The organism is Pyxidicoccus sp. M15 (genome assembly GCF_056858435.1).
This window is the reverse complement of the sequence record NZ_CM166495.1, coordinates 4,610,775-4,632,802: the sequence shown is the minus strand read 5'-3', so window position 1 is coordinate 4,632,802 and position 22,028 is coordinate 4,610,775. Positions and strand designations below refer to the sequence as shown.

Annotated in this window: 22 protein-coding genes; 7 read left to right on the top strand and 15 right to left on the bottom strand. The window is 70.5% G+C overall.

Features of this window, described 5'->3' with window-relative positions; translation table 11 throughout:
- Positions 1–59 precede the first annotated feature (59 nt).
- Positions 60–680 (bottom strand): ribosome biogenesis GTP-binding protein YihA/YsxC, encoded by a 621-nt coding sequence (gene yihA, locus ACX9TP_RS17495; protein ID WP_482980866.1) that lies wholly within the window; start codon positions 678–680, stop codon positions 60–62.
- A gap of 4 nt (positions 681–684) precedes the next feature.
- Positions 685–1,182: a cytochrome c3 family protein gene (locus ACX9TP_RS17490; protein WP_482980865.1), complete on the bottom strand. Its 498-nt coding sequence runs from the start codon at positions 1,180–1,182 to the stop codon at positions 685–687.
- Positions 1,183–1,334: 152 nt separating this feature from the next.
- Here ACX9TP_RS17490 and ACX9TP_RS17485 point away from each other — a divergent pair, with 152 nt between their 5' ends.
- The 6 genes from ACX9TP_RS17485 to ACX9TP_RS17460 are packed head-to-tail and all read left to right on the top strand — an operon-like array spanning position 1,335 to position 5,426.
- Positions 1,335–1,802: a hypothetical protein gene (locus ACX9TP_RS17485; protein ID WP_482980864.1), complete on the top strand. Its 468-nt coding sequence runs from the start codon at positions 1,335–1,337 to the stop codon at positions 1,800–1,802.
- Between the two features lie 10 nt (positions 1,803–1,812).
- Positions 1,813–2,409 carry a dephospho-CoA kinase gene (gene coaE / locus ACX9TP_RS17480; protein ID WP_482980863.1) on the top strand — a complete coding sequence of 199 codons (597 nt, stop codon included), beginning with the start codon at positions 1,813–1,815 and terminating at the stop codon, positions 2,407–2,409.
- A 23-nt stretch (positions 2,410–2,432) separates the two neighbouring features.
- Positions 2,433–3,602 carry an SDR family oxidoreductase gene (locus ACX9TP_RS17475; RefSeq protein WP_482980862.1) on the top strand — a complete coding sequence of 390 codons (1,170 nt, stop codon included), beginning with the start codon at positions 2,433–2,435 and terminating at the stop codon, positions 3,600–3,602.
- Between the two features lie 2 nt (positions 3,603–3,604).
- Complete coding sequence (locus ACX9TP_RS17470; protein WP_482980861.1) at positions 3,605–4,519, top strand: hypothetical protein; 915 nt, start codon at positions 3,605–3,607, stop codon at positions 4,517–4,519.
- A gap of 27 nt (positions 4,520–4,546) precedes the next feature.
- The gene (locus ACX9TP_RS17465) at positions 4,547–4,942 is read left to right on the top strand and encodes a MaoC family dehydratase (protein ID WP_482980860.1); all 396 of its coding nucleotides are present in this window, start codon (positions 4,547–4,549) and stop codon (positions 4,940–4,942) included.
- A 4-nt stretch (positions 4,943–4,946) separates the two neighbouring features.
- Positions 4,947–5,426, top strand: coding sequence for an FAS1-like dehydratase domain-containing protein (locus ACX9TP_RS17460; RefSeq protein WP_482980859.1), 480 nt, complete (start codon positions 4,947–4,949; stop codon positions 5,424–5,426).
- A 3-nt stretch (positions 5,427–5,429) separates the two neighbouring features.
- Here ACX9TP_RS17460 and ACX9TP_RS17455 read toward each other — a convergent pair whose 3' ends face one another.
- The 10 genes from ACX9TP_RS17455 to trmFO form a co-directional block, all read right to left on the bottom strand.
- A complete protein-coding gene (locus ACX9TP_RS17455; RefSeq protein ID WP_482980858.1) occupies positions 5,430–6,311 on the bottom strand; it encodes a hypothetical protein in 882 nt (293 codons plus the stop codon).
- Positions 6,312–8,153 carry a molecular chaperone DnaK gene (gene dnaK / locus ACX9TP_RS17450; protein ID WP_482980857.1) on the bottom strand — a complete coding sequence of 614 codons (1,842 nt, stop codon included), beginning with the start codon at positions 8,151–8,153 and terminating at the stop codon, positions 6,312–6,314. It abuts the gene before it with no gap.
- Positions 8,154–8,170: 17 nt separating this feature from the next.
- Positions 8,171–9,520, bottom strand: a complete 1,350-nt coding sequence (locus ACX9TP_RS17445) for a J domain-containing protein (protein ID WP_482980856.1) — start codon at positions 9,518–9,520, stop codon at positions 8,171–8,173.
- Between the two features lie 107 nt (positions 9,521–9,627).
- Positions 9,628–10,878: an aspartate aminotransferase family protein gene (locus ACX9TP_RS17440; RefSeq protein ID WP_482980855.1), complete on the bottom strand. Its 1,251-nt coding sequence runs from the start codon at positions 10,876–10,878 to the stop codon at positions 9,628–9,630.
- Positions 10,879–10,912: 34 nt separating this feature from the next.
- Entirely contained in the window at positions 10,913–12,310 is a 1,398-nt protein-coding gene (gene hslU / locus ACX9TP_RS17435) for an ATP-dependent protease ATPase subunit HslU (protein WP_482980854.1), read from the bottom strand.
- A 12-nt stretch (positions 12,311–12,322) separates the two neighbouring features.
- Positions 12,323–12,850 (bottom strand): ATP-dependent protease subunit HslV, encoded by a 528-nt coding sequence (hslV, locus tag ACX9TP_RS17430; RefSeq protein WP_267854657.1) that lies wholly within the window; start codon positions 12,848–12,850, stop codon positions 12,323–12,325.
- A gap of 128 nt (positions 12,851–12,978) precedes the next feature.
- Entirely contained in the window at positions 12,979–13,881 is a 903-nt protein-coding gene (locus ACX9TP_RS17425; protein ID WP_482980853.1) for a tyrosine recombinase XerC, read from the bottom strand.
- 55 nt (positions 13,882–13,936) lie between these two features.
- A complete protein-coding gene (locus ACX9TP_RS17420) occupies positions 13,937–16,180 on the bottom strand; it encodes a kinesin (protein ID WP_482980852.1) in 2,244 nt (747 codons plus the stop codon).
- Between the two features lie 91 nt (positions 16,181–16,271).
- Positions 16,272–17,936 carry a gliding motility protein gene (locus ACX9TP_RS17415; protein ID WP_482980851.1) on the bottom strand — a complete coding sequence of 555 codons (1,665 nt, stop codon included), beginning with the start codon at positions 17,934–17,936 and terminating at the stop codon, positions 16,272–16,274.
- Entirely contained in the window at positions 17,933–19,300 is a 1,368-nt protein-coding gene (gene trmFO / locus ACX9TP_RS17410; protein ID WP_482980850.1) for a methylenetetrahydrofolate--tRNA-(uracil(54)-C(5))-methyltransferase (FADH(2)-oxidizing) TrmFO, read from the bottom strand. Before trmFO ends, ACX9TP_RS17415 begins: the two co-directional genes overlap by 4 nt.
- Before the next feature lie 270 nt (positions 19,301–19,570).
- On the opposite strand from trmFO, the gene ACX9TP_RS17405 reads away from it, so the two are divergent.
- Positions 19,571–19,963, top strand: coding sequence for a TraR/DksA family transcriptional regulator (locus ACX9TP_RS17405; protein ID WP_482980849.1), 393 nt, complete (start codon positions 19,571–19,573; stop codon positions 19,961–19,963).
- Positions 19,964–20,011: 48 nt separating this feature from the next.
- Here ACX9TP_RS17405 and ACX9TP_RS17400 read toward each other — a convergent pair whose 3' ends face one another.
- The 3 genes from ACX9TP_RS17400 to ACX9TP_RS17390 are packed head-to-tail and all read right to left on the bottom strand — an operon-like array spanning position 20,012 to position 21,884.
- The gene (locus tag ACX9TP_RS17400) at positions 20,012–20,593 is read right to left on the bottom strand and encodes an ExbD/TolR family protein (RefSeq protein ID WP_482980848.1); all 582 of its coding nucleotides are present in this window, start codon (positions 20,591–20,593) and stop codon (positions 20,012–20,014) included.
- Positions 20,594–20,596: 3 nt separating this feature from the next.
- Complete coding sequence (locus ACX9TP_RS17395; RefSeq protein WP_482980847.1) at positions 20,597–21,127, bottom strand: ExbD/TolR family protein; 531 nt, start codon at positions 21,125–21,127, stop codon at positions 20,597–20,599.
- Positions 21,128–21,146: 19 nt separating this feature from the next.
- Entirely contained in the window at positions 21,147–21,884 is a 738-nt protein-coding gene (locus ACX9TP_RS17390; protein WP_482980846.1) for a MotA/TolQ/ExbB proton channel family protein, read from the bottom strand.
- Between the last annotated feature and the right edge of the window lie 144 nt (positions 21,885–22,028).

Genomic DNA, 22,028 nt, shown 5'->3' with positions numbered 1-22,028 from the left:
GCGCCGACAGTGGCGCGAACAGGAGGTCAGGAAACCGTTTTTTGCCGCACGCGGTCAACTCAAACCCGGGTGGACTTCCCGAATGTATCGAGGAGGGCCCCCCACACCTCGTCGACGCCCAGCTTCTCCGTCGCGGAGAACGGGAGGATGAGCTCCAGGGGCAGGTCCATGGCCTTGGAGAGCGCCAGCATGCGGGGCTTGCGCTGGGCCTTGGTGAGCCGGTCCACCTTGGTGGCCACGACGAGGATGCGGCGGTTGTGGGCCTGGAGGTAGTCCAGCGTGGCCAGGTCTTCCGGGGTAGGCCCCACCTCCGCGTCGATGATGCTGACCACCGCCTCCAGGCGGTGCCGCTTCTCGAGGTAGGTGGTGATCATCTCCTCCCACTGCGCCTTGTCCGCCTTGCTGGCCTTGGCGAAGCCGTAGCCGGGCAAATCACACAGGCGCACCGCGTGGCGCACACCCTTGCGCTCCAGGTCCACGTCGAAGAAGTTGAGCGTCCGGGTGCGGCCCGGGGTGTTCGACACGCGCACCAGCTTCCTGCGGTTGGTGAGCGCGTTGATCATGGAAGACTTGCCCACGTTGGAGCGGCCGACGAAGGCCACCTCCGCGGTATGGCCCGGCGGGTAGCCCTTGGGCTCCACGGCGGTGACGACGAAGCGGGCGTCGAGGACCTTGATCACGCGGCTATTTCTTGGCGCTGGCCGGGGCTGGCGCCGTGGAGGTGGAGGTGGAGGACGCGTCGGCGCGGCCAGAGCGGCGGGCGCGCTCGGCGGACCAGTGGTCGATGGCCTTGAGCGACTCCTTGAAGTCGAACGGCCGGAGGGAGGGCGAGGAAGCGTCGTGGCAGGAGCGGCACTGCTTCTCCGACGGGTCCACCAGCCCCACCAAGCGGGACAGCTCCGAGTCCTTCATCACGTACTCGGGCGAGTAGTACTGGCCGCCGCCGTGGCACGTCTCGCAGGTGACGCTGGCGGTGGCCTGCTCGCCCTGATCCGGGGAGTGGCATGACAGGCAGCGGCCGTCCTTGCGCTGCTGCTCGGAGAGGGAGTTCTCGGCGCGGGCATGCTTGGACTGCATCCACGCGTCGTAGGCCTCGGGGTGGCAGCCCTTGCAGCTGTCCGGGCCGACGAAGTCGGCGGCGGCGGCGGCGCCACCGAGGGCGAGGGCGAGCAGGAGCATCATCCTGGAGCCAGGAGCAGGCATGACGGTCCGACTAGCAGACCCCCCCGGACGGGGCAAGGCGTCTCGTGATTGAATGCCGGCCAGCATCATCCGTTTGAAACACTGTGGATTTCTTGAGCCCTGCCTGCCCGATCCGTTAGGGAGGAATCGTGATGCGGACCCTGACCCTGCTCGCCGTGCTCGCCTTCGCCGTCCCCGCCGCCGCCAAGCCCTGGCAGGGCATCGAGCCCGGCACGTCGAAGCGCGAGGAAATCATCAAGAAGTTCGGTGAGCCCTCGCGCACCGTCACCCAGGACGGCAAGGAGATCATCGCCTACCTGGGCAAGGAGGCCATCAAGGGCACCACCCAGGCCCAGTTCAAGGTCGACCCCGGCTCGCAGCTGGTGGAGCGCATCGACGTGTTCCCCGGGCCGGTCATCGACAAGGAGACGATTGAGAACAGCTACGGCCCGGCCTGCCCCGCCGGCCCGGCGCCCTCCAGCCCCTGCTACCTGCGCAAGCTGACGGAGGACTTCCGCACCTACTTCCTCTACCCGAAGCTGGGCCTGGCCATCTTCTTCAACGAGGACGGCAAGACGGTGCAGTCGTTCACCTTCACCACCCAGAAGGCCGCGAAGTAGTCCGCACACCATGCACGTCTTCGGGCTGACGGGCGGTATCGCCTCCGGCAAGAGCACCGTCACGCGGATGCTCCGCGAGCTGGGCGCCGAGGTGCTGGACGCGGACGTGCTGGCCCGCGAGGTGGTGGAGCCCGGCACCCCGGGCCTGGCTGCCGTGGCCGCGCGCTTCCCCGGCGTGCTGGGCCCCGACGGCCGGCTGGACCGGGTGAAGCTGGGCGCGCGCGTCTTCTCGGACGCCGGCGAGCGCGCCGCCCTCAACGCCATCATCCACCCCCGCGTGCGCGAGGCCTTCCAGGAGAAGGTCCAGGCGCTGGAGGCCCGGGGGGTGGCGCGCGTCATCTACGACGTGCCCCTGCTCATCGAGGCGGGCATGCACCAGTGGATGGAGGGCGTGGCGGTGGTGTGGGTGCCCCGGGACTTGCAGAAGGCCCGGCTGATGGCGCGGGACGGGCTGGACGCGGCGGGGGCGGAGGGCCGGCTGGCGGCCCAGCTCCCCCTGGACGAGAAGCGGGCGCACGCCACGTGGGTCATCGACAACAGTGGTGACCTGGCCGCCACCCGGGCCCAGGTGGAATCTGTCTGGCGGGCCATGCTCGCGCGGGGCTGACGGGCGGGTATGCTGCGCGCCGCATGAGCGAGACGCGCAAGAAGGGCGGCGGCGCCGGGACGTATTTCATCACCGGCTACCCCGGGTTCATCGGCAAGCGGCTGGTGGAGCACATCGCGCGGGAGGACCCGAAGGGGCACATCTACGCGCTGGTGCAGCCCAAGCACCTCAAGGACGCGCAGAAGCACGCGGCGAAGGTGAAGGGCGCTCCGGTGGAGCTGCTCACCGGCGACGTGGTGGACATGCACCTGGGCCTGTCCGGCGAGGAGTACCAGCGCCTGTGCGAGCGGGTGACGGACGTCTTCCACCTCGCGGCGGTGGCCCAGCTGGGCGTGCCCAAGGACACCGCGTGGCGGGTGAACGTGGACGGCACCCGCAACATGCTGGAGCTGGCGCGGGACTGCGCGCACCTGGCGCGCTTCAACCACTTCTCCACCTGCTACGTGTCCGGAGACCGGGTGGGCGTCATCGCCGAGGACGAGCTGGACCGCGGCCAGGCGTTCCGCAACCCGTACGAGGAGACGAAGTTCCAGGCGGAGCGGCTGGTGCAGCGCGCGGGGGCCACCCTGCCCGTCACCATCTTCCGTCCCTCCAGCGTGGTGGGGGACTCGCGCACGGGGGAAATCGACAAGTTCGAGGGGCCCTACTACCTGGGGATTCTTCTCGTCACGTCGCCGCTGGTGGTGCCGCTGCCCCTGCCGGGCAACGGCGTGGCGCCGCTCAACGTGGTGCCGGTGGACTTCGTGGTGGACGCGGTGCTGCGGCTGTCCAAGGACCCGCGCGCCGCGGGGCGGACGTTCCACCTGGTGGACCCCAACCCCATGAGCGCGCGCCGCGTGTACGAGCTCATTGCCGAAAAGGCCAACAAGAAGCTGCCGCGCTTCAACCTCTCCGCCCGCGCGGCGGACGTGATGCTGCGGCTGCCCGTGCTGGAGAAGCTGGCCCGGCCCCAGCGCGCGGCCATCAGCTACGTGAATCACCTGGCCATCTACAACTGCCACAACACGCTGGAGCTGCTGGACGGCACGGGCGTGCGCTGCCCTCCCCTCTCCTCGTACCTGGACCAGCTGGTGGCGTACGTGCGCGAGCAGTACCGCAAGCGCCGCGAGGACCTCCACGTGGACGACCCGCTGGACCACGGCCCCTCGCCCGAGCGCGCGGACGCGGACTCCCCGCAACGACAGGGACGCTGACCATGCGCGCACTGCTTCCTGCCCTCCTGGCCGCTCTCGCCGCCTCCGGCTGCGTCGTCGACTCGGACGGTGACGAGCCGCTCTGCACGCCGTCCACCTGCCGCGAGCCGAACCGGGGCCAGTGCGTGGTGGAGGGGGACGAGGCGCGGTGCCTGTGTGACGCGGGCTACGTGGCCCGTCCGAGCGGCGCGTGTGAGTTGGTGAGCGAGGCCAACTGCGCGGAGCACCCCGGGGACGCGGCGGAGGCGGATGACTGCCAGGCGCGAGCGCGGACGCTGGTGCCGGACGGGCGGGTCAATCCGCGGAGCATCGCCCCCATCGGCGACCTGGACTTCTTCCGCTTCGACGCGCGGGCGGGCCGCATCTACTCGGTGACGGTGGTGCCCGAGGGCGGCAGCCTGCTGCCCCGCGTGGACGCGTTCGACCAGGGCGGCGTGTGGCTGGACGCGGTGGACGGCCGGCCTCGCGCGGAGATGACGTTCAAGACGCCCACCACGGCACCCTACTTCCTGCGCGTCAGCCACTCGCCCGTGGACATCTCCGCGGCCACCGGCAACTACGTGCTCACCTTCACGGAGCTGGGCGAGGACGACCACGGGGACGGCCCCGACTTCGCCACGCGCATCACCCCCGGCGCCTTCGACACCGTCTACGGGCGCTTCGAGTACCAGCGCGACGAGGACTGGTTCGAGTTCTCCGCGAGCACGACGGCCCACTACCGCCTCACCTTCGAGGGCCCGTCCGGCCGCGTGCTGCCGGTGGTGGAGGTGTACCTCGCCAATGACTTGCGGCAGCCGCTGCTCAGCCGGCGAAACCCCGTGGTGGACTTCACCGTCCCGTCGGGCGGCACGGCGTTCCTGGTGATGTACCTGCCGGGCGGGGGACAGGGCAGCTACGGGTTCACCTTCCTGGAGTAGGGCCCGGGCGTGGTAGACAGGTCGGTGATGCCACGCACCTTCCAGACAGGCGACACCTTCACGCACGTCCGCGAGTGCGATCGGTACCGGCCGATCTACTACGCGGGTGCTTCCGGGGACTTCAACCCCATCCACATCGACCCCGAGGCGGCGAAGGCCGTGGGCCTTGGCGGCAACATCCTCCAGGGGCTGTGCACGCTGGGCTGGGCCGTCGAGGCCGTGGGCGTCTTCGTGGGAGACCCGGGCCGGGTGCGCCGCGTGCGGGTGCGCTTCTCCAAGCCCGTGCGTCCCGAGGACACCATCACCTTCCAGGGCAAGGTCACCTCCGTCCAGGACGGCCGGCTCACGGCGGAAATCAGCGCCACCAACCAGCGCGGCGAGGACGTCCTCAAGGGCGCCGTCGTCGAAGCCTCCCTCGAGTAACCCCATGGCCCTCGACAAGCGCTTCATCGGCCGTGAGTACGGCCCCTTCGTCTACACGATTGGCGCGGAGAAGATGCGCGAGTTCACCCTCGCCATCGGCGGTGCGGTGCCCGGCGCCGGCACCCCGGGCGAGCCGCTCCCCCACGTCAGCCCGCTCCTCCACGACGCGCAGGCGGCGAAGGCCGGCCCGTACGGGGACGTGATTGCCTTTCCCAGCTTCGCGGTGGTGTTCGCTATCCGCCCCTTCAGCGCGGCCCTCTCGGACCCGGACATGGGCATCGACATCCAGCGCGTCGTGCACGGTGAGCAGGAATTGGAGTTCCTGGACGTGATGCGCCCCGGAGATGTCCTGACGACCACAGGCCGAATCTCGGACATCTACGAGAAGGCCCGTATGGGCTTCGTCGTCGTCACCACCGAGTCACGCAACCAGCGCGGCGAAGTGGTGGTGAAGGGGACGTGGACCGGCGTGGTCAGGGGCTGAGCCTCAGCCCGCGGTGATGACGCCTTCGTCCAGCAGCTGCGCGAGGATGCGCGCGGTATCCAGCCGCGTCATCCCGGACAGGGCGAAGAGGTCTTCGTAGGACACCACGCCGTCAATCTGCGCCAGCACGAAGCCGGCGCGGTGGTCCAGGTTCAGCCAGATGATGTCGTCCGGCTGCAGGCGCACCCGGGGCACGCGCCCCAAATCCCCCAGCTTGGACTCCAGCATCGCCATCAGCATCTGCTCGCTGCGCTGCCGCAGCGCCTCGACGCGCGGGTCTCCCGGTGCCAGCTCCTGCGCCTTGAAGAGCAGGTCCACCGCGCCGGAGTGGTCGTCCAGCTCCAGCAGGTCCTCCGCCCCGCGCAGCAGCAGGTCCAGCTCGTTGTCCGCGGGAGGCACGCCGTACTCCTGCGTGTCCCCCTTCGGGAGGCCGAACTCCTGCGTGTCGTTGTCGGGCAGCGCGAACACCTGCGGCTCGAAGTCGTCGTCCTCCCGGGCCAAGAGCTCCAGCGCGTCCACGCGGCTGTTGCCCGGCACCTCCGGCAGGTACACCGGCGCGGGCGTCTTCCAGCTCGCGCCCTCCGGCGGTCCGCCCTGCCCTTCCGCCCACGCGCCCCAGTCCCCGTCCAGCGCGGGAGCCGCCGGCGCCATCCGCCCCAGCACCTGCGCCGGCAGCGGCACCACGTCCGCCGGAGGCGGTGAGAAGGGCGTCACGCTCCCCGCGGACAGCGCCGCCGCAGCGGCCTCCAGGTACTCCTTCGCGCGCGTGTTGCCCGGGTCCAGCTGCAGGGCGCGCTCGAAGAGCCGCTGCGCGCCCCGCATGTCGCCGCTCAGGCGCAGCCACAGTCCCGCCTCGATGAGCTGATTGGCTCGCTGGGGACTCATCTATCGCCCCATCCCGCCCGGGTGGGGCTTGCGCAGCTGGGCGAGCGAGCCCGACAGCAGCTCACAGGCCCGCACGAGCGCCCCCACGTCTTCGTTCTCACGCACCCGGCGCGCATGCTCCAGCGCCTGCTCCGCGCGGGGCACCACGTCCGGCCCCAGGCCTCCGCCGCCCGGCAACAGCCGGGCCCGCGTCAGCGCGTCCACCACGTCGCGCGCCAGCGAGTCCAGCTCCATGCGCTTCGTCTTCAGCTCGTCGGAGATGCGCGCGGCCATGAGGTACTCGCGCTGCTCCTCCATGATGCGCTGCAGCTCCTCCTCCGTCAGGCCGCTGGACGCGGTGACGGTGATGGACTGGCGCAGCCCCGTGTCCCGGTCCTTCGCGGACACGGAGACGATGCCCTCCGCGTTGATGTCGAACGTCACGTCGATTTCCACCTTCCCGCGCGGTGCCTCGCGCAGGCCGGTGAGCACGAACTCGCCCAGCAGCTCGTTCTGGTGCGCCAGCTCGTGCTCGCCCTGCAGCACCATGATCTTCACCGTGTGCTGGAAGTCCTTCGACGTGGCGAACACGTCCGTCGCCGACGTGGGCACCGTCGTGTTCTTCGGGATGAGGCGCCGCACGGAGCCTCCGGCGATGGCCACGCCCAGGCTCTGCGGCGTCACGTCCAGCAGGAGCAATTCGCTCTCCTGCGCCACCAGCGCGTGGGCCTGGATGGCGGCGCCCAGCGCCACCACCTCCTCCGGGTGCACGCCCTTGCACGGCTCGCGGCGGAAGTAGCCGCGCACGGCCTCGACAATCTTGGGCATGCGCGACATGCCCCCGACGAGGATGACCTCCTTCAGCTCCGAGGGACGCACGCCCGCCTCGCCCAGCACCTCGGTGGTGAGGCCCACCACGCGCTCGGTCAGGTCGTTCGTCAGGTCATCCAGCTTGTCGCGCGTCAGCGTGGACTGGAGGTGCAGCGCGGCCCCGCCTCCGGGCGGCGTGCTGATGAAGGGCAGGTTGAGCTGCGCCTCGCGCACGCTGGACAGCTCCACCTTGGCCTTCTCCGCCGCGTCCTTGAGCCGCTGCAGCGCCATGCGGTCCTTGCGCAGGTCGATGCCGTGCTCCTTGGCGAAGCCGAACACCAGCCACTCGATGATGCGGTTGTCCCAGTCCTCGCCGCCCAGGTACGTGTCGCCGCCGGTGGCCACCACGTCGAAGACGCCCTGGTTGATTTCCAGCACCGACACGTCGAAGGTGCCGCCGCCCAGGTCCAACACCGCCACGCGCCCGTTCACCGTGCGCCCGAAGCCGTAGGCCAGCGCCGCCGCGGTGGGCTCGTTGATGATGCGCAGCACGTCCAGCCCGGCGATGCGGCCCGCGTCCTTCGTGGCCTGGCGCTGGGCGTCGTTGAAGTACGCCGGCACGGTGATGACGGCCTTGCTCACGGGCCGGCCGAAGTGCGCCTCCGCGTCCGCCTTCAGCTCCTGGAGGATCATCGCGCTGAGCTCGGGGACGGACAGGTCCTTGCCACCCATGCGGATGCGCAAATCGTCGTGCTGCCCGGCCACCACCTCGTACGGCAGCGAGCGCAGCGCGTTCTGCACCTCGTGCGAGGAGAACTTCCGGCCGATGAGCCGCTTGGCGGCGTACACCGTCTCCTGCGGGTTGGTAATCGCCTGGCGCTTGGCGATGCTCCCCACCAGCCGCTTGGCGTTCTTGGACACGGCCACCACGGACGGCGTGAGCGCCAGGCCCGTGCGGTTCTTGATGACGATGGGCTGGCCGTCCTGGACGGTGGCGACGATGCTGTTCGTCGTCCCCAGGTCGATGCCTATGAGGGGTTCGGCTTCAGCCATGGGGAACCGTATGCATCCTAGAACGTCCAGCGCAGCTTCTTGAGCGCCGCCTTCGCCTCGGCGTTGTCCGGATCCAACTTCGTGGCTTCCTCGAAGGCCCGCTTGGCGAGCTTCTTCGATCCGGCGTCCATGAGCACCTTTCCGAGCAGCACATGGTGCTCGACGCGCCCCGGTTGCTGGTCCACGGCGCGCTGCGCCAGCGACTTCACCTCCGCCACATCCTGGCCGAGCTGGTAGCCCAGGCGCGCGGCGCGGAAGGCGGCCTCGGCGTTCTGCTCGTCCAGCGAGCTGGCGAGCCGGTAGGCCGCATAGGCCCCGGTGGGGTCCGCGCCCTGCTCCAGCGTCCGGCCGCGGTCCAGCTCCACGGAGGCCCGCTGCGCGTCGTGGCGGCGGCGGGCCTCCACCAGCAGCGTCGCGACCTCGCGGTTCTTCGGGTCCAGCATCTGCACCTGGTGGAAGTCCTGGTAGGCCCGCTCCCAGTCCCCCTTGGCGACGGCCGCCCTCCCCCGGGCCAGCAGCTCCGACAGCTTGCCCGTCCGCGCCAGGTACGGGTGCCGGGCCAGGCGCGCCTGCCGCTCGGCGCGGCGGGCCTCGGACTCCGCGTCATTCACCGGCGGCGGCGCGGGCGCGGGCGTGGGCGGCGCCCGGGGCGGCGGCGGGGTGGGCCTGGGCGGCGGGGCCGGCGGGACGTACGCGACGTGGACCGGACGGGGCTCCGGGGTGAGCGGCGGCGGAGGCTCGGGCGGCGGCGGGGCCACGGGGGGCGGCGTGGCGGCCGCGGCGGCGAGCGCCAGCGCGGGATTCGCCCGCAGGTACGCCTCGCGCTTGTCCGGCTGGATGAGGACGTTGTGGGCGTCGGTGAGGCGCCGGAAGATGCGCTCCATGCGGGCGCGGAAGCTGCCCAGGTTCTTCCCGAAGTAGCGGTCCGGGTGGAAGCGGCGCGACGCGTTGTAATACGCCTGCTTCACGTCCGCCGGCGAGGCGCCCGGCTTCACGCCCAGCACGGCGAAGTGGTCCAGCGTGTCCAGCGCGCGCTCCAGCTCGATGATTTCCTTCTTCCGCTCCGGCTCGAGGTCCACCTCCTCCAGCAGGGCCGCGTCCACGGAGGGCGCGGGCTGGGCACGCGGCACCACCCGGGCGGGGACGATGGCGCCCTTGGCCCGCAGCGCCAGCAGCACGGCAATGGTGCGCGCCTCGCCGAGCGACGAGCGGGCCAGCACCTGGTCGATGCGCTCCACCCGCCCCACGAGCGAGAGCACCGCGCCCTCCTCCGCGGTGAGCTGGAGGCGGGCCGGGTCGGTTTGGGGCACCGTGGCGATGTGGTCCGTCCGGGCCCCCAGCCCGACGATCGTGTTTGGCGCGCTCACAAGGACGGTCCGCGAAAGGGCAGCGGGAAGACCCAGACTAGGGTTCCGGACGCGGGGCGTCAAACGTCCGTTGCTGGGATTTCCGGGTTTCTGGGATGGGCACCGCGTCAGAGCGCGGTCAGCACGCGCTCGACGATGGCGAGGCCCTCGTCCAGCTCCTGCCGGGTGACGATGAAGGGGGGTGCGAAGCGCACCGTGCGGTCGCCGGCGGCATTCACCAGGAGTCCGGCCTCGCGGAGGCTGGCGATGACGGGGGCCACGTCACGGTCCAACTCCAGGCCCAGCAAGAGCCCCTGGCCGCGCGCGGCCTGGATGCGGCCGGCGGGCAGCCGCGCCTGCAGCTCGCGGGCCCGGGCGAGGAAGTACGCGCCCTTCTCGGTGACGTCCTGGAGCGTCTCGGGCCGGCGGAGGATGCGCAGCACCGCGTTGGCGGCGGCGGCGGAGACGAGGTTGCCGCCGAAGGTGGAGCCGTGCGTGCCCGGAATGAGGCTGGCGCCGAGCTCCTCCCGGCAGAGCATGGCGCCAATGGGCAGCCCGTTGCCCAGCGCCTTGGCGAGGCTGATGGCGTCCGGGCGGATGCCCTCGTGCATGAAGCCGAAGGGCTTGCCGGTGCGGCCCATGCCCGTCTGCACCTCGTCCACCAGGAGCAGCAGGCCGCGCTCGTCGCACAGGGCGCGCAGGGCGGCGAGGAAACCGGCAGGCGCGATGCGCACCCCGCCCTCCCCCTGGATGGGCTCCACGAGGATGGCGGCGGTGGCGGGGCCGACGGCGCGGCGCACGGCCTCCATGTCGCCGTAGGGCACGTGGGTGAAGCCGGCGGGCAGCGGCTCGAAGCCCGCGTGGTACTTCGGCTGGCCGGTGGCGGTGACGGTGGCGAGCGTGCGGCCGTGGAAGCTCTTCTCGAAGGAGATGACCTCGTAGCGCTCGGGTGTGCCGCGGTCCTTCATCACCTTGCGGGCCAGCTTGAGGAGCGCCTCGTTGGCCTCGCCGCCCGAGTTGCAGAAGAAGGCGCGCGGCAGCCCGGACCACTCGGTGAGCTGCGCGGCCAGGTCGATCTGCGGCTGTGAGTAGAAGACGTTGGAGACGTGCCAGAGCGAGTCGAGCTGCGCCTTGGCCGCGGCCGTGACGTCCGGGTGGCAGTGGCCGAGCGCGCACGTGGCGATGCCGCCGAGCAGGTCCAGGTACTCGCGGCCGTCCGCGTCCCACACCCGGGTCCCCTGCCCTCGCACCAGGACGATGGGCTGCTGCTTGTAGTTCTGCAGCAGGTGCCGCTTCGCCTTCTGGATGATGGCGTCGTTGGCGGGCGTGGGGGCGGCGGAGGGAGCGGCGGACGGCGGGGGTTGCGACACGGCGGTCATCCTTCTTCAGGGCCTGAAGCGCGCATATAGCGCGCTAGAGGATGTAGCGCGACAGGTCCTCGTCCTGGACGATGGAGGTCAGGCGCTCACGTACATACGCGGCATCCACCTGGAAGTCGCGAGGCCCCATCTCCGTGGCGGAGAAGGACACCTCGTCCAGCAGCCGCTCGAGCACGGTGTGCAGCCGCCGCGCGCCGATGTTCTGCGTGCGCTCGTTGGCCTGCTGGGCGATGCGCGCCAATTCCGTCACGGCGTCGTCGGTGAAGGACAGGCGCACGCCCTCGGTGGCGAGCAGCGCGGTATACTGGCGCAACAGCGAGTTCTTCGGCTCGCGCAAGATGCGGATGAGGTCCTCGCCGGACAGCGGCTCCAGCTCCACGCGGATGGGGAAGCGGCCCTGCAGCTCGGGGATGAGATCGCTGGGCTTGGAGACGTGAAAAGCGCCCGCGGCGATGAAGAGCATGTGGTCCGTCTTCACCATGCCGTACTTGGTGGTGACGGTGGAGCCCTCGACGATGGGGAGGATGTCGCGCTGGACGCCCTCGCGGGACACGTCCGGGCCACCGCCGCCCTTGCCGCCCTCGCGGCTGGCAATCTTGTCGATTTCGTCGATGAAGATGATGCCGCTGGACTCGGCGCGGACGACGGCCTCGCGCTGGACGCGGTCCGGGTCCACGAGCTTCGCGGCCTCCTCCTGGCGCAGCAGCTGGAGCGCCTCGGGCACGCGCACGCGGCGGCGGCGCGTCTTGTTCATGCCCGGCATGTTCTTGAAGAGGTCCTGGAGGTTGACGCCAATCTCCTCCATGCCCTGGCCGGAGAAGCCGCGCATGAAGGTGGGCGCGGAGTCGGCGGTCTCCACCTCGACGTACTGGTCGTCCAGCGTGCCGGCGCGCAGCTGGGCGCGCAGCTTCTCGCGCTCGGAGTCGCCCAGGCGCTGGGGCGCGGGCTGCGGCGGAGGGGAGAAGCCGAAGGGCGGCGGCGTGGACGGGCGCGGCGCGCCGCCGTTGTGGAGCAGCTCCATGAGGCGGTCCTCGGCCAGCTCCTCCGCGCGGGGACGGACCTTCTCCGTCTCCTCCTCGCGCACGAGGCCGATGGCGGCCTCGACGAGGTCGCGAATCATGGACTCGACGTCGCGGCCAACGTAGCCGACCTCGGTGAACTTGGAGGCCTCCACCTTGACGAAGGGGGCCTGCGCGAGCTTCGCGAGGCGCCGGGCAATCTCCGTCTTCCCCACGCCGGTGGGGCCAATCATGATGATGTTCTTCGGGTGGATTTCGTCGCGCAGGTCGTCACCGACCTGCTGGCGGCGCCAGCGGTTGCGCAGGGCGATGGCCACGGCGCGCTTGGCGGCGTTCTGCCCGACGATGTACCGGTCGAGCTCGCTGACGACCTCGCGGGGCGTGAAGGCGGACATCTTTCGCGGTTCGGCCACGGGCGGTGACTCCTAGAGCTCTTCGATGGAGATGTTCGAGTTGGTGTAGATGTCGATTTCGCCGGCGATGGACAGCGACTGCTGGGCCACCTCGCGGGCGGGAAGCTGGGTGTGGGCCATGAGGGCGCGCGCGGCGGCGAACGCGTAGGGCCCGCCGCTGCCCACGGCGGCGATGCCGTAGTCGGGCTCAATCACGTCCCCGGCGCCGGAGAGGATGAAGGTCTTCTCCTTGTCCGCGACGATGAGGAGGGCTTCCAGGCGGCGCAGGAAGCGGTCGGTGCGCCAGTCCTTGCCGAGCTCGACGCAGGCGCGCGCCATGTTCTTCTGGTGCTCCTTGAGCTTGCCCTCGAAGCGCTCGAAGAGGGTGAAGGCGTCGGCGGTGCTGCCCGCGAAGCCGGCGAGGACCTGGCCCTCGCCGAGCTTGCGGACCTTCTTGGCGGTGTTCTTCATCACCGTCTTGTCGAAGGAGACCTGGCCGTCGCTGGCGATGGCGACCTTCCCGTCGCGCCGCACGCAGAGGATGGTGGTGCCGTGGAACATAGGCCCCGGTCCTAACAAGCCGGGGCCCGCATTTCCAAGGAACAGTGGCTGGCTGTCTGGTCGCGTACCGTTCCCGGGCCCGGGAGGTGGTGGCCAGGAATCATCCGCGCCCCGGGCTCTCGGCCCGCTCAAGCGCGCGGGTGAGCGGAGTCGTAGACCTGCTGCAGCTGCTCCCACGTCACGTGGGTATACCGCTGCGTGGTGGAAAGGCTCGCGTGGCCGAGCAGCTCCTGGATGCTGCGGATGTCCGCGCCGCCGCCCAGCAGGTGCGTGGCGAACGAGTGGCGCAGCGCGTGCGGGCTCACCTTGCGCGCCAGCGCGCACTTGAGCACGTGGGCATCCAGGTGCCGCGAGATGCTCCTCGGCGTCAGCCGGCCTCCGCGGAAGTTGAGGAACATGGCCTCCGCGTCCTGCCCCGCCTTCGGCGTGGCCAGCAGCTCGCCCCGGCGCGCGAGCCAGGCCTCCAACGCGCGGATGGCCTGTGCGTTGACCGGCACCAGCCGCTCCTTGCTGCCCTTGCCCATGACGCGGACGATGCGCCCGCTCCGGTCCACGTCCAGCAGGTCCAGACCGCACAGCTCGCTGATGCGCAGCCCTCCCGCGTAGAGCATCTCCAGGATGGCCTTGTCCCGCAGCCCGAGCACCGACTTCAGGTCATGCACGTCGAGCAGCGCGAACACCTCTTCCACCGGAAGCACCTTGGGCAGGGCCTTCGGCAGCTTCGGGCTCTTCACCAGCTTCGCCGGGCTGGCCGGCAACAGCTTCTGCCGCACGAGGTACTTGTAGAACGACTTGATGCTCGCCAGCCGCCGCGCCCGGCTCGCGGGAGCGTGGTCCGTGCTCAGCGTGCCCAGGTAGCCGCGAATCGCCGCGTGCGTGCCCGCCAGGAGCGACAGCTTCATCCGCTCCACCAGGTAGCGCTCGTAGTCCACCAGGTCGATGAGGTAGTTGCGCACCGTGTGCGGGGACGAGCCCTTCTCGTCCTCCAGGTGGGCGCGGAACTGCTCCAAAAGCGGCGACAGGTTCGTCATGGCGCGGGCGAGCCTACGGGGCCGGGAGATCCTCGCAAGATTCCCGGCCCGGTGCCTACTTCGTCGCGGGGGCCGCCGCGGGAGCCGCCGCCGGAGCCGGCTCCACCAGCGACGGCAGCACCACCGCGCAGGTGTCCTCGGACAGCCAGCGCGCCCCGCACATCGCGGTGAGGATGGGCACGCGGACCTGCCAGAGCAGCACGAATATCACCAGCAGGATGATGCCCAGCCGCGCCCAGCCGGACAGCCCCTCCGTCTCGCCGTCCTCCTCCCGCTGGCGGACCAGCTCCGGACGCACCATGTCCATCCGGTCCACCCGCGCGCCCTTGGGCAGCTTCGGCCGGCGCGTCACCAGGGACGACAGCGCGGGCGTCAGCATCAGCCGGTCATTCAACGCCCAGCCCGAGCCCTCCAGCAGCAACGCCAGGTTGCGCCGCCGCAGCTTCAGCCACCCCAGCAGTCCCGCCGGAGCCATCACCACAATCGCAATCAACGTCGCCGCCGAGATGAGGTCCACCAGCGTCAGCGACTTCACCTGCGTCACGATGAACGCGAACGACGAACCCAGCGCCGCCGCCGCGATGCTGCCCGCCGCCACCATCCCCGCGATGCCACCCGTCGCCGGAGCCGCCGCCGCCGGAGCAGGTGCCCCCGGCGCCGGGGCCGGGGCCGCCACCGCCTGCGTGTAGCCCTTCTCCAGCGTCGTATCGAACGTCTTCTCGCCCGTCGTCGCCAGCCCCTCCACCTTGCTGGTGATGAACGCGCCCATGCGCGTGAAGGGCATGGTCATCGCCTCCCAAAGCGACACGGGCTGGCGGATGACGTGCGTCACCGTGGCGTCGTGCTCCTTGCCGTCCACGTCGTAGAAGATGCCGCGCTTGCCCACCACCAGGTCCGTGCTCCGCCCGCGCGTGACGGGCACCGCCACCTCGTAGCTCGGCGCCCCGTCCTTCGGTGCCACCTGGACGTAGAGGACACACGTCGTCCCCTGCGCCGTCAGCGCCGCGTGCGCCGCCCGGTTCGTCGTCAGCACCGACAGCGTGTACTTGCGCCCGCCGAGGATGAGCGTCCCCTTCTCCACCAGCGCCAGCCGCCTGGGCATGTAGAGGTTGGGCATGCTGATGAAGTTGTTCGCGAACACCAGCAGCCAGCGCTGGTAGAGCACCAGGCGCTCCAGCTCGGAGATGGCGTCCAGCGTCGGCTTCAGCAACAGGTCCGCGGCGCACGCGGATTCAATCGCCGCCAGGTCCGCGGCCTCGACGGTGGGGCGCGCCTCCACCAGCTTGCGCACCGGGCTCGCGTCGAGCTTCGCCTGCCACGCCAGCACCGCGTCCGCCTTCGCGGACATCTCCCGCCAGGCCGGGTCCGTCAGCCGCCTCGCGTCGCCCGTCACCGGAGTCGCCACGTCGCGGTGGAACGCCTCCAGCATCTCGTACGCCGGACCGCGGTGGATGCGGGCCCACTCCAGCACGCCCGCGGGCTCGGGCGGGGCGATGGGCAGGTCCCCCGCCGCCTTCCCCAGCGCCACCACGTCTCCCAGCGTGCCCTCGACCCGCTCCGCGCGCAGGCGCAGGCTCGCGGCGGCCTCCGGCTGCGCGGCCACCAGCCGGCACTGCACGAAGTACGCGTCCAGCCACGGCGCCACCTCGCGGATGCGCTTCGCCGTGTCCAGGCTCGTGTCGCCCAGGGTGAAGGCCGCGGCACGCGCGTCCAGGTGCGCGAGCAGGGCCGCGCGCTCTTCGCGGAAGCGCTGCACCATGGCCGGGTCGATGCCCGGCTCGCCCGCCCGGTTCTTCACCTCCGGGAAGCTGGCCATGATGTCCACCGCCAGCGGGCGCAGAGGCTCGGGCAGGTGCGCGGGGGACACGATGCCGTCCCCGTTCTGCCCCGCCGCGCGCAGCGCCGGCTCGCTGGCCCGCACCTGGTCCAGGGAGATGCGCGCCATGTCCGGCGCCTTCAGCGTCCGGAGGATGGTCTCCGCCGCGCTCCGCAGCGGCCGGGCCTCCTCGGTGAGGGCGTCCAGCTCCAGCACGGGGCTGCCCGCGTCCGCGCCCTTGCGGTCCTTCAGCCGCTTCGCCGCCCACTCCACCGCGCCGCGCACCTCCGCCACGCGGATGCGGCCGTTGCCGTCCATGTCCAGGAACGTCAGGAAGCGCGGGTCACAGCTCAGCCCCTCCAGCGGACACGCGGTGGCAATCCACTGCGTCTCGGGGATGCGCACCGCCTCCTCGAGGACGTCGAAGGAGGGAAGGTCCACCTGGAGCGAGCCGCCATAGCGGCGATAGATGAGAGAGGCCATCGGGCGGCGGAAGTAAGCACACCGCCCGCGGACCTGCACGCTTCCGGCGAGGGCGCGCGGTGATTCCGCGTCCGCCCGCCCCGGCCCCCCGCTACTTCTGCGCGGCCGTCTCCAGCGACGCGGGCACGCTGTACACGCCCGCCTTCGGCCCCTGCGCGATGATGTACACGGCGCGCGAGTCGTCCTTGCCCGCGAAGGACACCGGCACCTGCACGCCCTGGTCGAGCGTCTTTCGCGCCTGCGTCTTCACGTCGTACACCGCCACGTCATACGTGTCCGAGTCCATCCGCGCGTACGTGAAGAGCACCCGCTGGCCATCCGTCGACAGCTTGTAGCTGAAGATGCCCTGCACCCACGTCTGCGGCTCGCCGCTCTTCGGCAGCCCCAGCGCCTTGAAGTCACACGCGCGCCCGTTGCGGATGCAGTTGGAGCGGAACACCACCTGGGTGTTGCCCGGCATGAAGCCGTAGCCGAACACGCCCTTGTGCACCTTCTCCGCCTTCTCCGCGCCCAGGGTGTACAGCATCAGGTCCACCGAGTACTCGGGCTTGAGGAAGCGCGAGAGGAACAACACGTACTTCCCGTCCGAGCCCCACAGGAAGTTGGGCACGCGGCCCCCCACCTGCTTCGTCGCCCCGTCCGGCAGCGCCGCCACCGACATCAGCCCCGCGCCCGCCGTCTGGTCGTACTTCTCCAGGAACCCCACCGCCTGCGAGTCCGGCGAGAAGGCGAACTTGTCCACCCGCTCGCCCAGCTTGCGCCCCGCGCCGCCCGCCGCGGGCCCCACGTAGAAATCCCCCGGCACGTCCGGCTTCCCGTTCTCCGTGCGCCCCAGCCACTTGCTGTCCGGCGAGAAGCCGAAGGCGCTCGACGCCACCGCCAGCCGCTTCGGCTTCAGCGCCGGCACCTCCGCCAGGTACAAGTCGTAGAGCCCGCGCACGGACTCGCTGCGCACCTGGAAGGCCACGCGCTGCCCGTCCGGCGACACCGCGTAGTCCCCCACCTGGTCCGCCAGCTTGCGCGGCGCCGCCTCCGGCTGCTCCACGGACACCGCCGCCAGTCCGCTCGCCGCCGTCAGCCGGCGCTTGATGAGCAGCGTCTTCCCGTCCGGGGTGAACTGCGCGGTGCTCACCTCCCCCGCCACCTCGGTGAAGGGGCCCGAGGGCAGCGGCCCCAGCTTCAGCCGGCCCGCGTCCACGAAGGCCAGCCGCGTCCCGTCCGGACTGGGCAGCATGTAGCTCACCGCCGTGCCCAGCACGGTGGGCTCCGCCTTCGCGTCATCCAGCGCCGCGACAGTCAGCGCGCCGGACTGCGAGGCCAGGTTGTAGCCCGCGAGGAACAGCGCGTGCTTCGAGTCCGGCGTGAGCAGCTGTCCGCCCGGCACGTTCGTCACGCCCTCGCCCAGCTTGCGCGGCTCGCCACCCTCCACCGGGACGACGTAGAGCTGCCCCAGGAGCATCTGCGGGGGCACGCCGTCCACCCGGGGCTTCTGGCCGTTGAGCAGGTACGTGGCCTTCAGCCCGTCCGGCGTCACGCGCAGGTCCGCCGCGCGGCCCGCCGCCAGCAACAGCCCCTGCCCCGCCTCCGGAGCGCCACGGCTGGGCGCGGGCGCGCGCGCCGCCGGCGTGCCGCCGCTGGCCGCGGGCGCCGCCGTGCCGCCGCTGCCCTCGTTCCCCTTCTTGCAGCCCGCACCCGCCACCGCGAGCGCGGCCAGTAGACCTGCACCCAGAAGTCGCCCCTGCCGCGTCCGCATCATGCGCTCCTCTGTTCCCCGTGCGCGGGCGCACCCGGCACGCCCGCGTGCGGCAGCCACCCGGCCAGGTCCTGCTTCGCCCGCGCCGAGTACGCTGCCCGCTTGTCCGCCTTCTTCACCCGCCCGGCCAGCGGCGGGAAGAGGCCGAAGATGATGTTGGAGGGCTGGTGCGGGTAGTCCGGCGGGTGCGCTTCTCCCGTCACATGACGGAACAGCGCGCCCAGCGCCGTGGTGGCCGGCGGCGGCACCCACTCCCTGCCCGTCAGCTTCGCGTGCAGCGCCAGCGCCACCAGGTACCCGCACGCCGCGCTCTCCACGTAGCCCTCCACGCCGGAAATCTGCCCCGCGAAGTACAGCCTCGGCTCCGACTTCAGCGACAAGTCCCGCGACAGCAGCCGGGGCGAGTCGATGAAGGTGTTGCGGTGGATCTGCCCCATCCGCAGGAACTCCGCCTGCTGGAGGCCGGGAATGCACGTACTGAAGATGCGCTTCTGTTCACCCCACGTCAGCCGCGTCTGGAAGCCCACCATGTTCCACGACGTGCCCGCCGTGTCCTCCATGCGCAGCTGCACCACCGCGTAGGGCTCCTCGCCCGAGCGTGGATCTCTCAGCCCCACCGGCTTCATGGGCCCGTAGGCCAGCGTGTCGTCGCCGCGCTCCGCCATGACTTCAATCGGCAGACACCCTTCGAAGTATTTCGGTTCCTCGAAGGCGTGCGGCACCACCTTCTGGCCGGCCTTCACCTCGGAGATGAAGCGGTAGTACTCGTCGCGCGTCATCGGCAGGTTGAGGTAGTCGTCCCCGCCGCCCTTGCCGTAGCGGCTCTGCCGGAAGGCCACGTTCAGGTCGATGGAGTCCCCGGAGATGATGGGGGCGATGGAGTCGTAGAAGTAGAGCTTCGTCCCCACGTGCCGCTCCAGCTCGCGGGTGAGCGCGTCCGACGTGAGCGGCCCCGTGGCCACCACCACCGGGCCTTCGTCCGGCAGTCGCTCCACCTCGCCCGCCACCACCTCCACGCCCGCCATGCGCTGGAGCGTCTCCGTGATCGCCCCGGAGAAGCGCTCGCGCTCCACCGCCAGCGCATCCCCCGCGGGCACGCGGTGTGCGTCCGCGGTGCCCAGCACCAGCGAGCCCAGCGCGCGCAGCTCCGCGTGCAGCAGGCCAATGGCGCTCTCCGGGTTGTCCGAGCGCAGCGAGTTGCTGCACACCAGCTCCGCGAACTGGTCCGACTTGTGGGCCGGCGAGCGCTTGTGCGGCTTCATCTCGCGCAGCTCCACGGACACTCCACGCCGGGCGAGCTGGTATGCGCACTCGCTGCCCGCCAGGCCTCCGCCAATCACCGTCACCCGCTGCTTCACGTCAGCCATCCCGCTCCTCCCGGGCGCGCGCCGCCGCCCGTCGGAGAACAGTTAGCAGGACCGGGCCGCCCTTTCCCAGAAGTGAAAGCGGGCACGTCAACCCCTGTCTGCCGGGGCATGCCGCCTGCCCGCCTGCCCAGCAGCCCACCGATGCCCCCCGTTGGAAGGCGCGGTTTCCCTACCTGGGTTGCACACCTACGTTTCTCGCGTTCGCCGCTCCGGGGCGGCCTTGCATCCGGGCGAGCGGAAATGACCTCGAAGACTGGAGCAATCGGAGACATGGCCATGCCCCGAAGCAACGACCTGAACAGGATTCGCGAGCTCCTCCAGCGCCGGCGCCGGGAAATCCTCACGGCGAACGCGGGCGCGCACCGCGAGCTGAGCGCCCTCAAGAACCAGGAGAGGGACCCCGAGTACGAGGAGAATGCCCAGTCGGAGCTGGCGGACTACACCCTGTCCAGCCTGCTCGAGTCGCAGCGGCGTGAAATCATGCTCATCGACGCGGCCCTGCGCCGCATGGAGATGGGCGTCTTCGGGGACTGCGTGGACTGCGGCTTCGAGATTCCGATTGAGCGCCTGGAAGCCCTGCCCTTCGCCATCCGCTGCGAGGAGGACGCCAGCATCCACGAACTGGAGACGCGCGGCGGGCCCATGGCCACGCCCTCGCTCTAGCGTCCAGTCCGCTGCAAGAGGGGCGCTCCCGCCGTGCCGGGGAGCGCCCTACTCGCCTTCCTTCTGGAGGACGACGAACCGGTAGTTCTCCAGCTCGTTCTGCCCCGCCGTGTAGAGCACGGTGAGGAGCATGTCGTAGGGAACCTTCTTGTCCGCGATGACGGACAGCTCCCGGCTGAAGGGGGCGGCGGGGTTCCGCTCGGCGATGTACTTCAGCTTGTCCACTTCCTTCTTCAGCTGGGCGTCCAGCGGCAGCACCAGCCGGCCCTGAATCTTGTCGGCCGGGATGACGCCGTTCTGGAGCCGCAGCACCTCACGCTCCCCCACCAGGATGTTCTTGGGGGTGATGGTGACGGCCACGGTGTCCTTCGGCGTGGCGCGCGTGGTGGACACGGGCGGGCGCACGTCCTCGGACGCCGTCACCGCGGCGGAGGACGAGGCGAAGGACTTGAGCAGGAACACCAGGAGGATGGTCATCATGTCCATCATCGCGGTGATGTTCAGCTCCTTGATTTCCCCCGCCGCCTCGCGCTCCTTGCGCTTCTTGCGCGCCAGCGCCTTGCGGTAGCGCAGCCGCGCCAGCGTCTCTTCGTCGGCCTCGCTCGGGGCGGGTGTCGTCGGCTCGGCCATGGCTCAGATTGCCCCGAGGGTGACGTCCGGGAACAGCAGGCGGTGCGGGCTGGCCTGCGTCTCGCGGATGGCGTCCAGCGTCTGGGTGAGGGCCTCGTAGGGGATGTCCGGATCCGCGCCGACGATGACCTTCGTCTCCTTGGGGAACGCCGCCTTGATCTCCACCATCTTCGCGTTGAGCGCCCGGAAGTCGTAGGCGCCGTCCGCCAGCACGGGCACGGTGGGCTGATCCACCGCCGCGCCCTCCTGGCCGAGGATGGCATTCTCGCTGCTGACGAAGTGCCCCTTCTTGGAGATGAGCACGGACAAGGTCAGCTTCTGCTCGTCCTGCCCCTCCTGCGTCATGCCCGCGCTGGGCGCGCCGTAGCTGGGGGCATTCACGTTCAGGATGCCGAACGTGGTGAGGCCGGTGATGGACAGCAGCATGAAGATGATGAGGTTCATGAGGATGTCGAGGTACGGGACGATGTTCAGCTCGCCCGACTCTTCTTCCTCACGGACCTTCAGCTTGCGCCGGGAGTAGTGGAACGCCATGGCCGCGCACCCTCCCGCTCTACGACGCGCGGGACTCGAGCTCCGTGGTGGCCGGGTCCACCGAGCCGCGACGCGACAGGAGGTTCTCCAGCTTCAGCGCGTTGAGCTCCATCGACTCCACCAGCCCCTTCGCGTACGAGGTGAGGAACAGGTGGAAGACGATGCAGAGCACCGCGATGGAGAGCGCGAAGGCGGTGTTGTTCATCGCCTTGGAGATACCGTCCGACAGGAGCACCTGCTTCTGCTCCGCCGGCACGTTGCCGAGCGCCTGGAAGGTGCCGATGAGGCCGAAGATGGTGCCGACGAGGCCCACCAGCGTGGCGATGTTGGCGAGGGACCACAGCCAGGGAATCCGCTTGGACACGTGCGGGCTGTGCTCGACGATGGCCTCTTCCACCGCCTTGGCGACTTCAATCTCGCCGCGGTTGGCATTCACCAGGCCCGCGCGGATGACCTTCGCCAGCGGCGAGTTGGGCGCCATGCTGCACACCTTCACCGCGCGGTCCAGGTTGCCGCTGCGCACCAGCTTGGCAATCTGCTCCATGAACGGCGGCGCGGGCAGGTTGTAGCGGAACACCACGGTGACGATGCGCTCCAGCGCCACCGCCAGCGAGCATGCCAGCCAGAACAGGTTCACGAACATGAACGGGCCGCCATCCTTGAAGAACTTGATGACGGAGTCCGTGACGCCCATCTTGCCAGCCTCCGTGGCCGCAAGTGTCACGTCCAGCAGCAGCTCGCTCACCGAGTGAATCATCGCGCCTGGTGTCCTTTCGACGCCCGTCCCCCCGGGTGGGCCCGTGCCGGTTACGGGCACCCACAGGACTTCTCCCCGAGGAGGGGGCAGCCTGGACTTCTAGGGCGGGCCCGCCGAGCGTGTCAAGCCACGCTCCCGGGCCCA

Coding starts and splice junctions, on each gene's coding strand:
- ACX9TP_RS17390 (WP_482980846.1), bottom strand. CDS start 21,884: ATGATTCACTCGGTGAGCGAGCTGCTGCTGGACGTGACACTTGCGGCC.
- ACX9TP_RS17440 (WP_482980855.1), bottom strand. CDS start 10,878: ATGACCGCCGTGTCGCAACCCCCGCCGTCCGCCGCTCCCTCCGCCGCC.
- coaE (WP_482980863.1), top strand. CDS start 1,813: ATGCACGTCTTCGGGCTGACGGGCGGTATCGCCTCCGGCAAGAGCACC.
- ACX9TP_RS17425 (WP_482980853.1), bottom strand. CDS start 13,881: ATGACGAACCTGTCGCCGCTTTTGGAGCAGTTCCGCGCCCACCTGGAG.
- trmFO (WP_482980850.1), bottom strand. CDS start 19,300: ATGGCTGACGTGAAGCAGCGGGTGACGGTGATTGGCGGAGGCCTGGCG.
- hslV (WP_267854657.1), bottom strand. CDS start 12,850: ATGTTCCACGGCACCACCATCCTCTGCGTGCGGCGCGACGGGAAGGTC.
- ACX9TP_RS17485 (WP_482980864.1), top strand. CDS start 1,335: ATGCGGACCCTGACCCTGCTCGCCGTGCTCGCCTTCGCCGTCCCCGCC.
- ACX9TP_RS17490 (WP_482980865.1), bottom strand. CDS start 1,182: ATGATGCTCCTGCTCGCCCTCGCCCTCGGTGGCGCCGCCGCCGCCGCC.
- ACX9TP_RS17415 (WP_482980851.1), bottom strand. CDS start 17,936: ATGATGCGGACGCGGCAGGGGCGACTTCTGGGTGCAGGTCTACTGGCC.
- ACX9TP_RS17470 (WP_482980861.1), top strand. CDS start 3,605: ATGCGCGCACTGCTTCCTGCCCTCCTGGCCGCTCTCGCCGCCTCCGGC.
- ACX9TP_RS17420 (WP_482980852.1), bottom strand. CDS start 16,180: ATGGCCTCTCTCATCTATCGCCGCTATGGCGGCTCGCTCCAGGTGGAC.
- dnaK (WP_482980857.1), bottom strand. CDS start 8,153: ATGGCTGAAGCCGAACCCCTCATAGGCATCGACCTGGGGACGACGAAC.
- ACX9TP_RS17475 (WP_482980862.1), top strand. CDS start 2,433: ATGAGCGAGACGCGCAAGAAGGGCGGCGGCGCCGGGACGTATTTCATC.
- ACX9TP_RS17455 (WP_482980858.1), bottom strand. CDS start 6,311: ATGAGTCCCCAGCGAGCCAATCAGCTCATCGAGGCGGGACTGTGGCTG.
- ACX9TP_RS17465 (WP_482980860.1), top strand. CDS start 4,547: ATGCCACGCACCTTCCAGACAGGCGACACCTTCACGCACGTCCGCGAG.
- ACX9TP_RS17395 (WP_482980847.1), bottom strand. CDS start 21,127: ATGGCGTTCCACTACTCCCGGCGCAAGCTGAAGGTCCGTGAGGAAGAA.
- ACX9TP_RS17400 (WP_482980848.1), bottom strand. CDS start 20,593: ATGGCCGAGCCGACGACACCCGCCCCGAGCGAGGCCGACGAAGAGACG.
- ACX9TP_RS17405 (WP_482980849.1), top strand. CDS start 19,571: ATGGCCATGCCCCGAAGCAACGACCTGAACAGGATTCGCGAGCTCCTC.
- ACX9TP_RS17460 (WP_482980859.1), top strand. CDS start 4,947: ATGGCCCTCGACAAGCGCTTCATCGGCCGTGAGTACGGCCCCTTCGTC.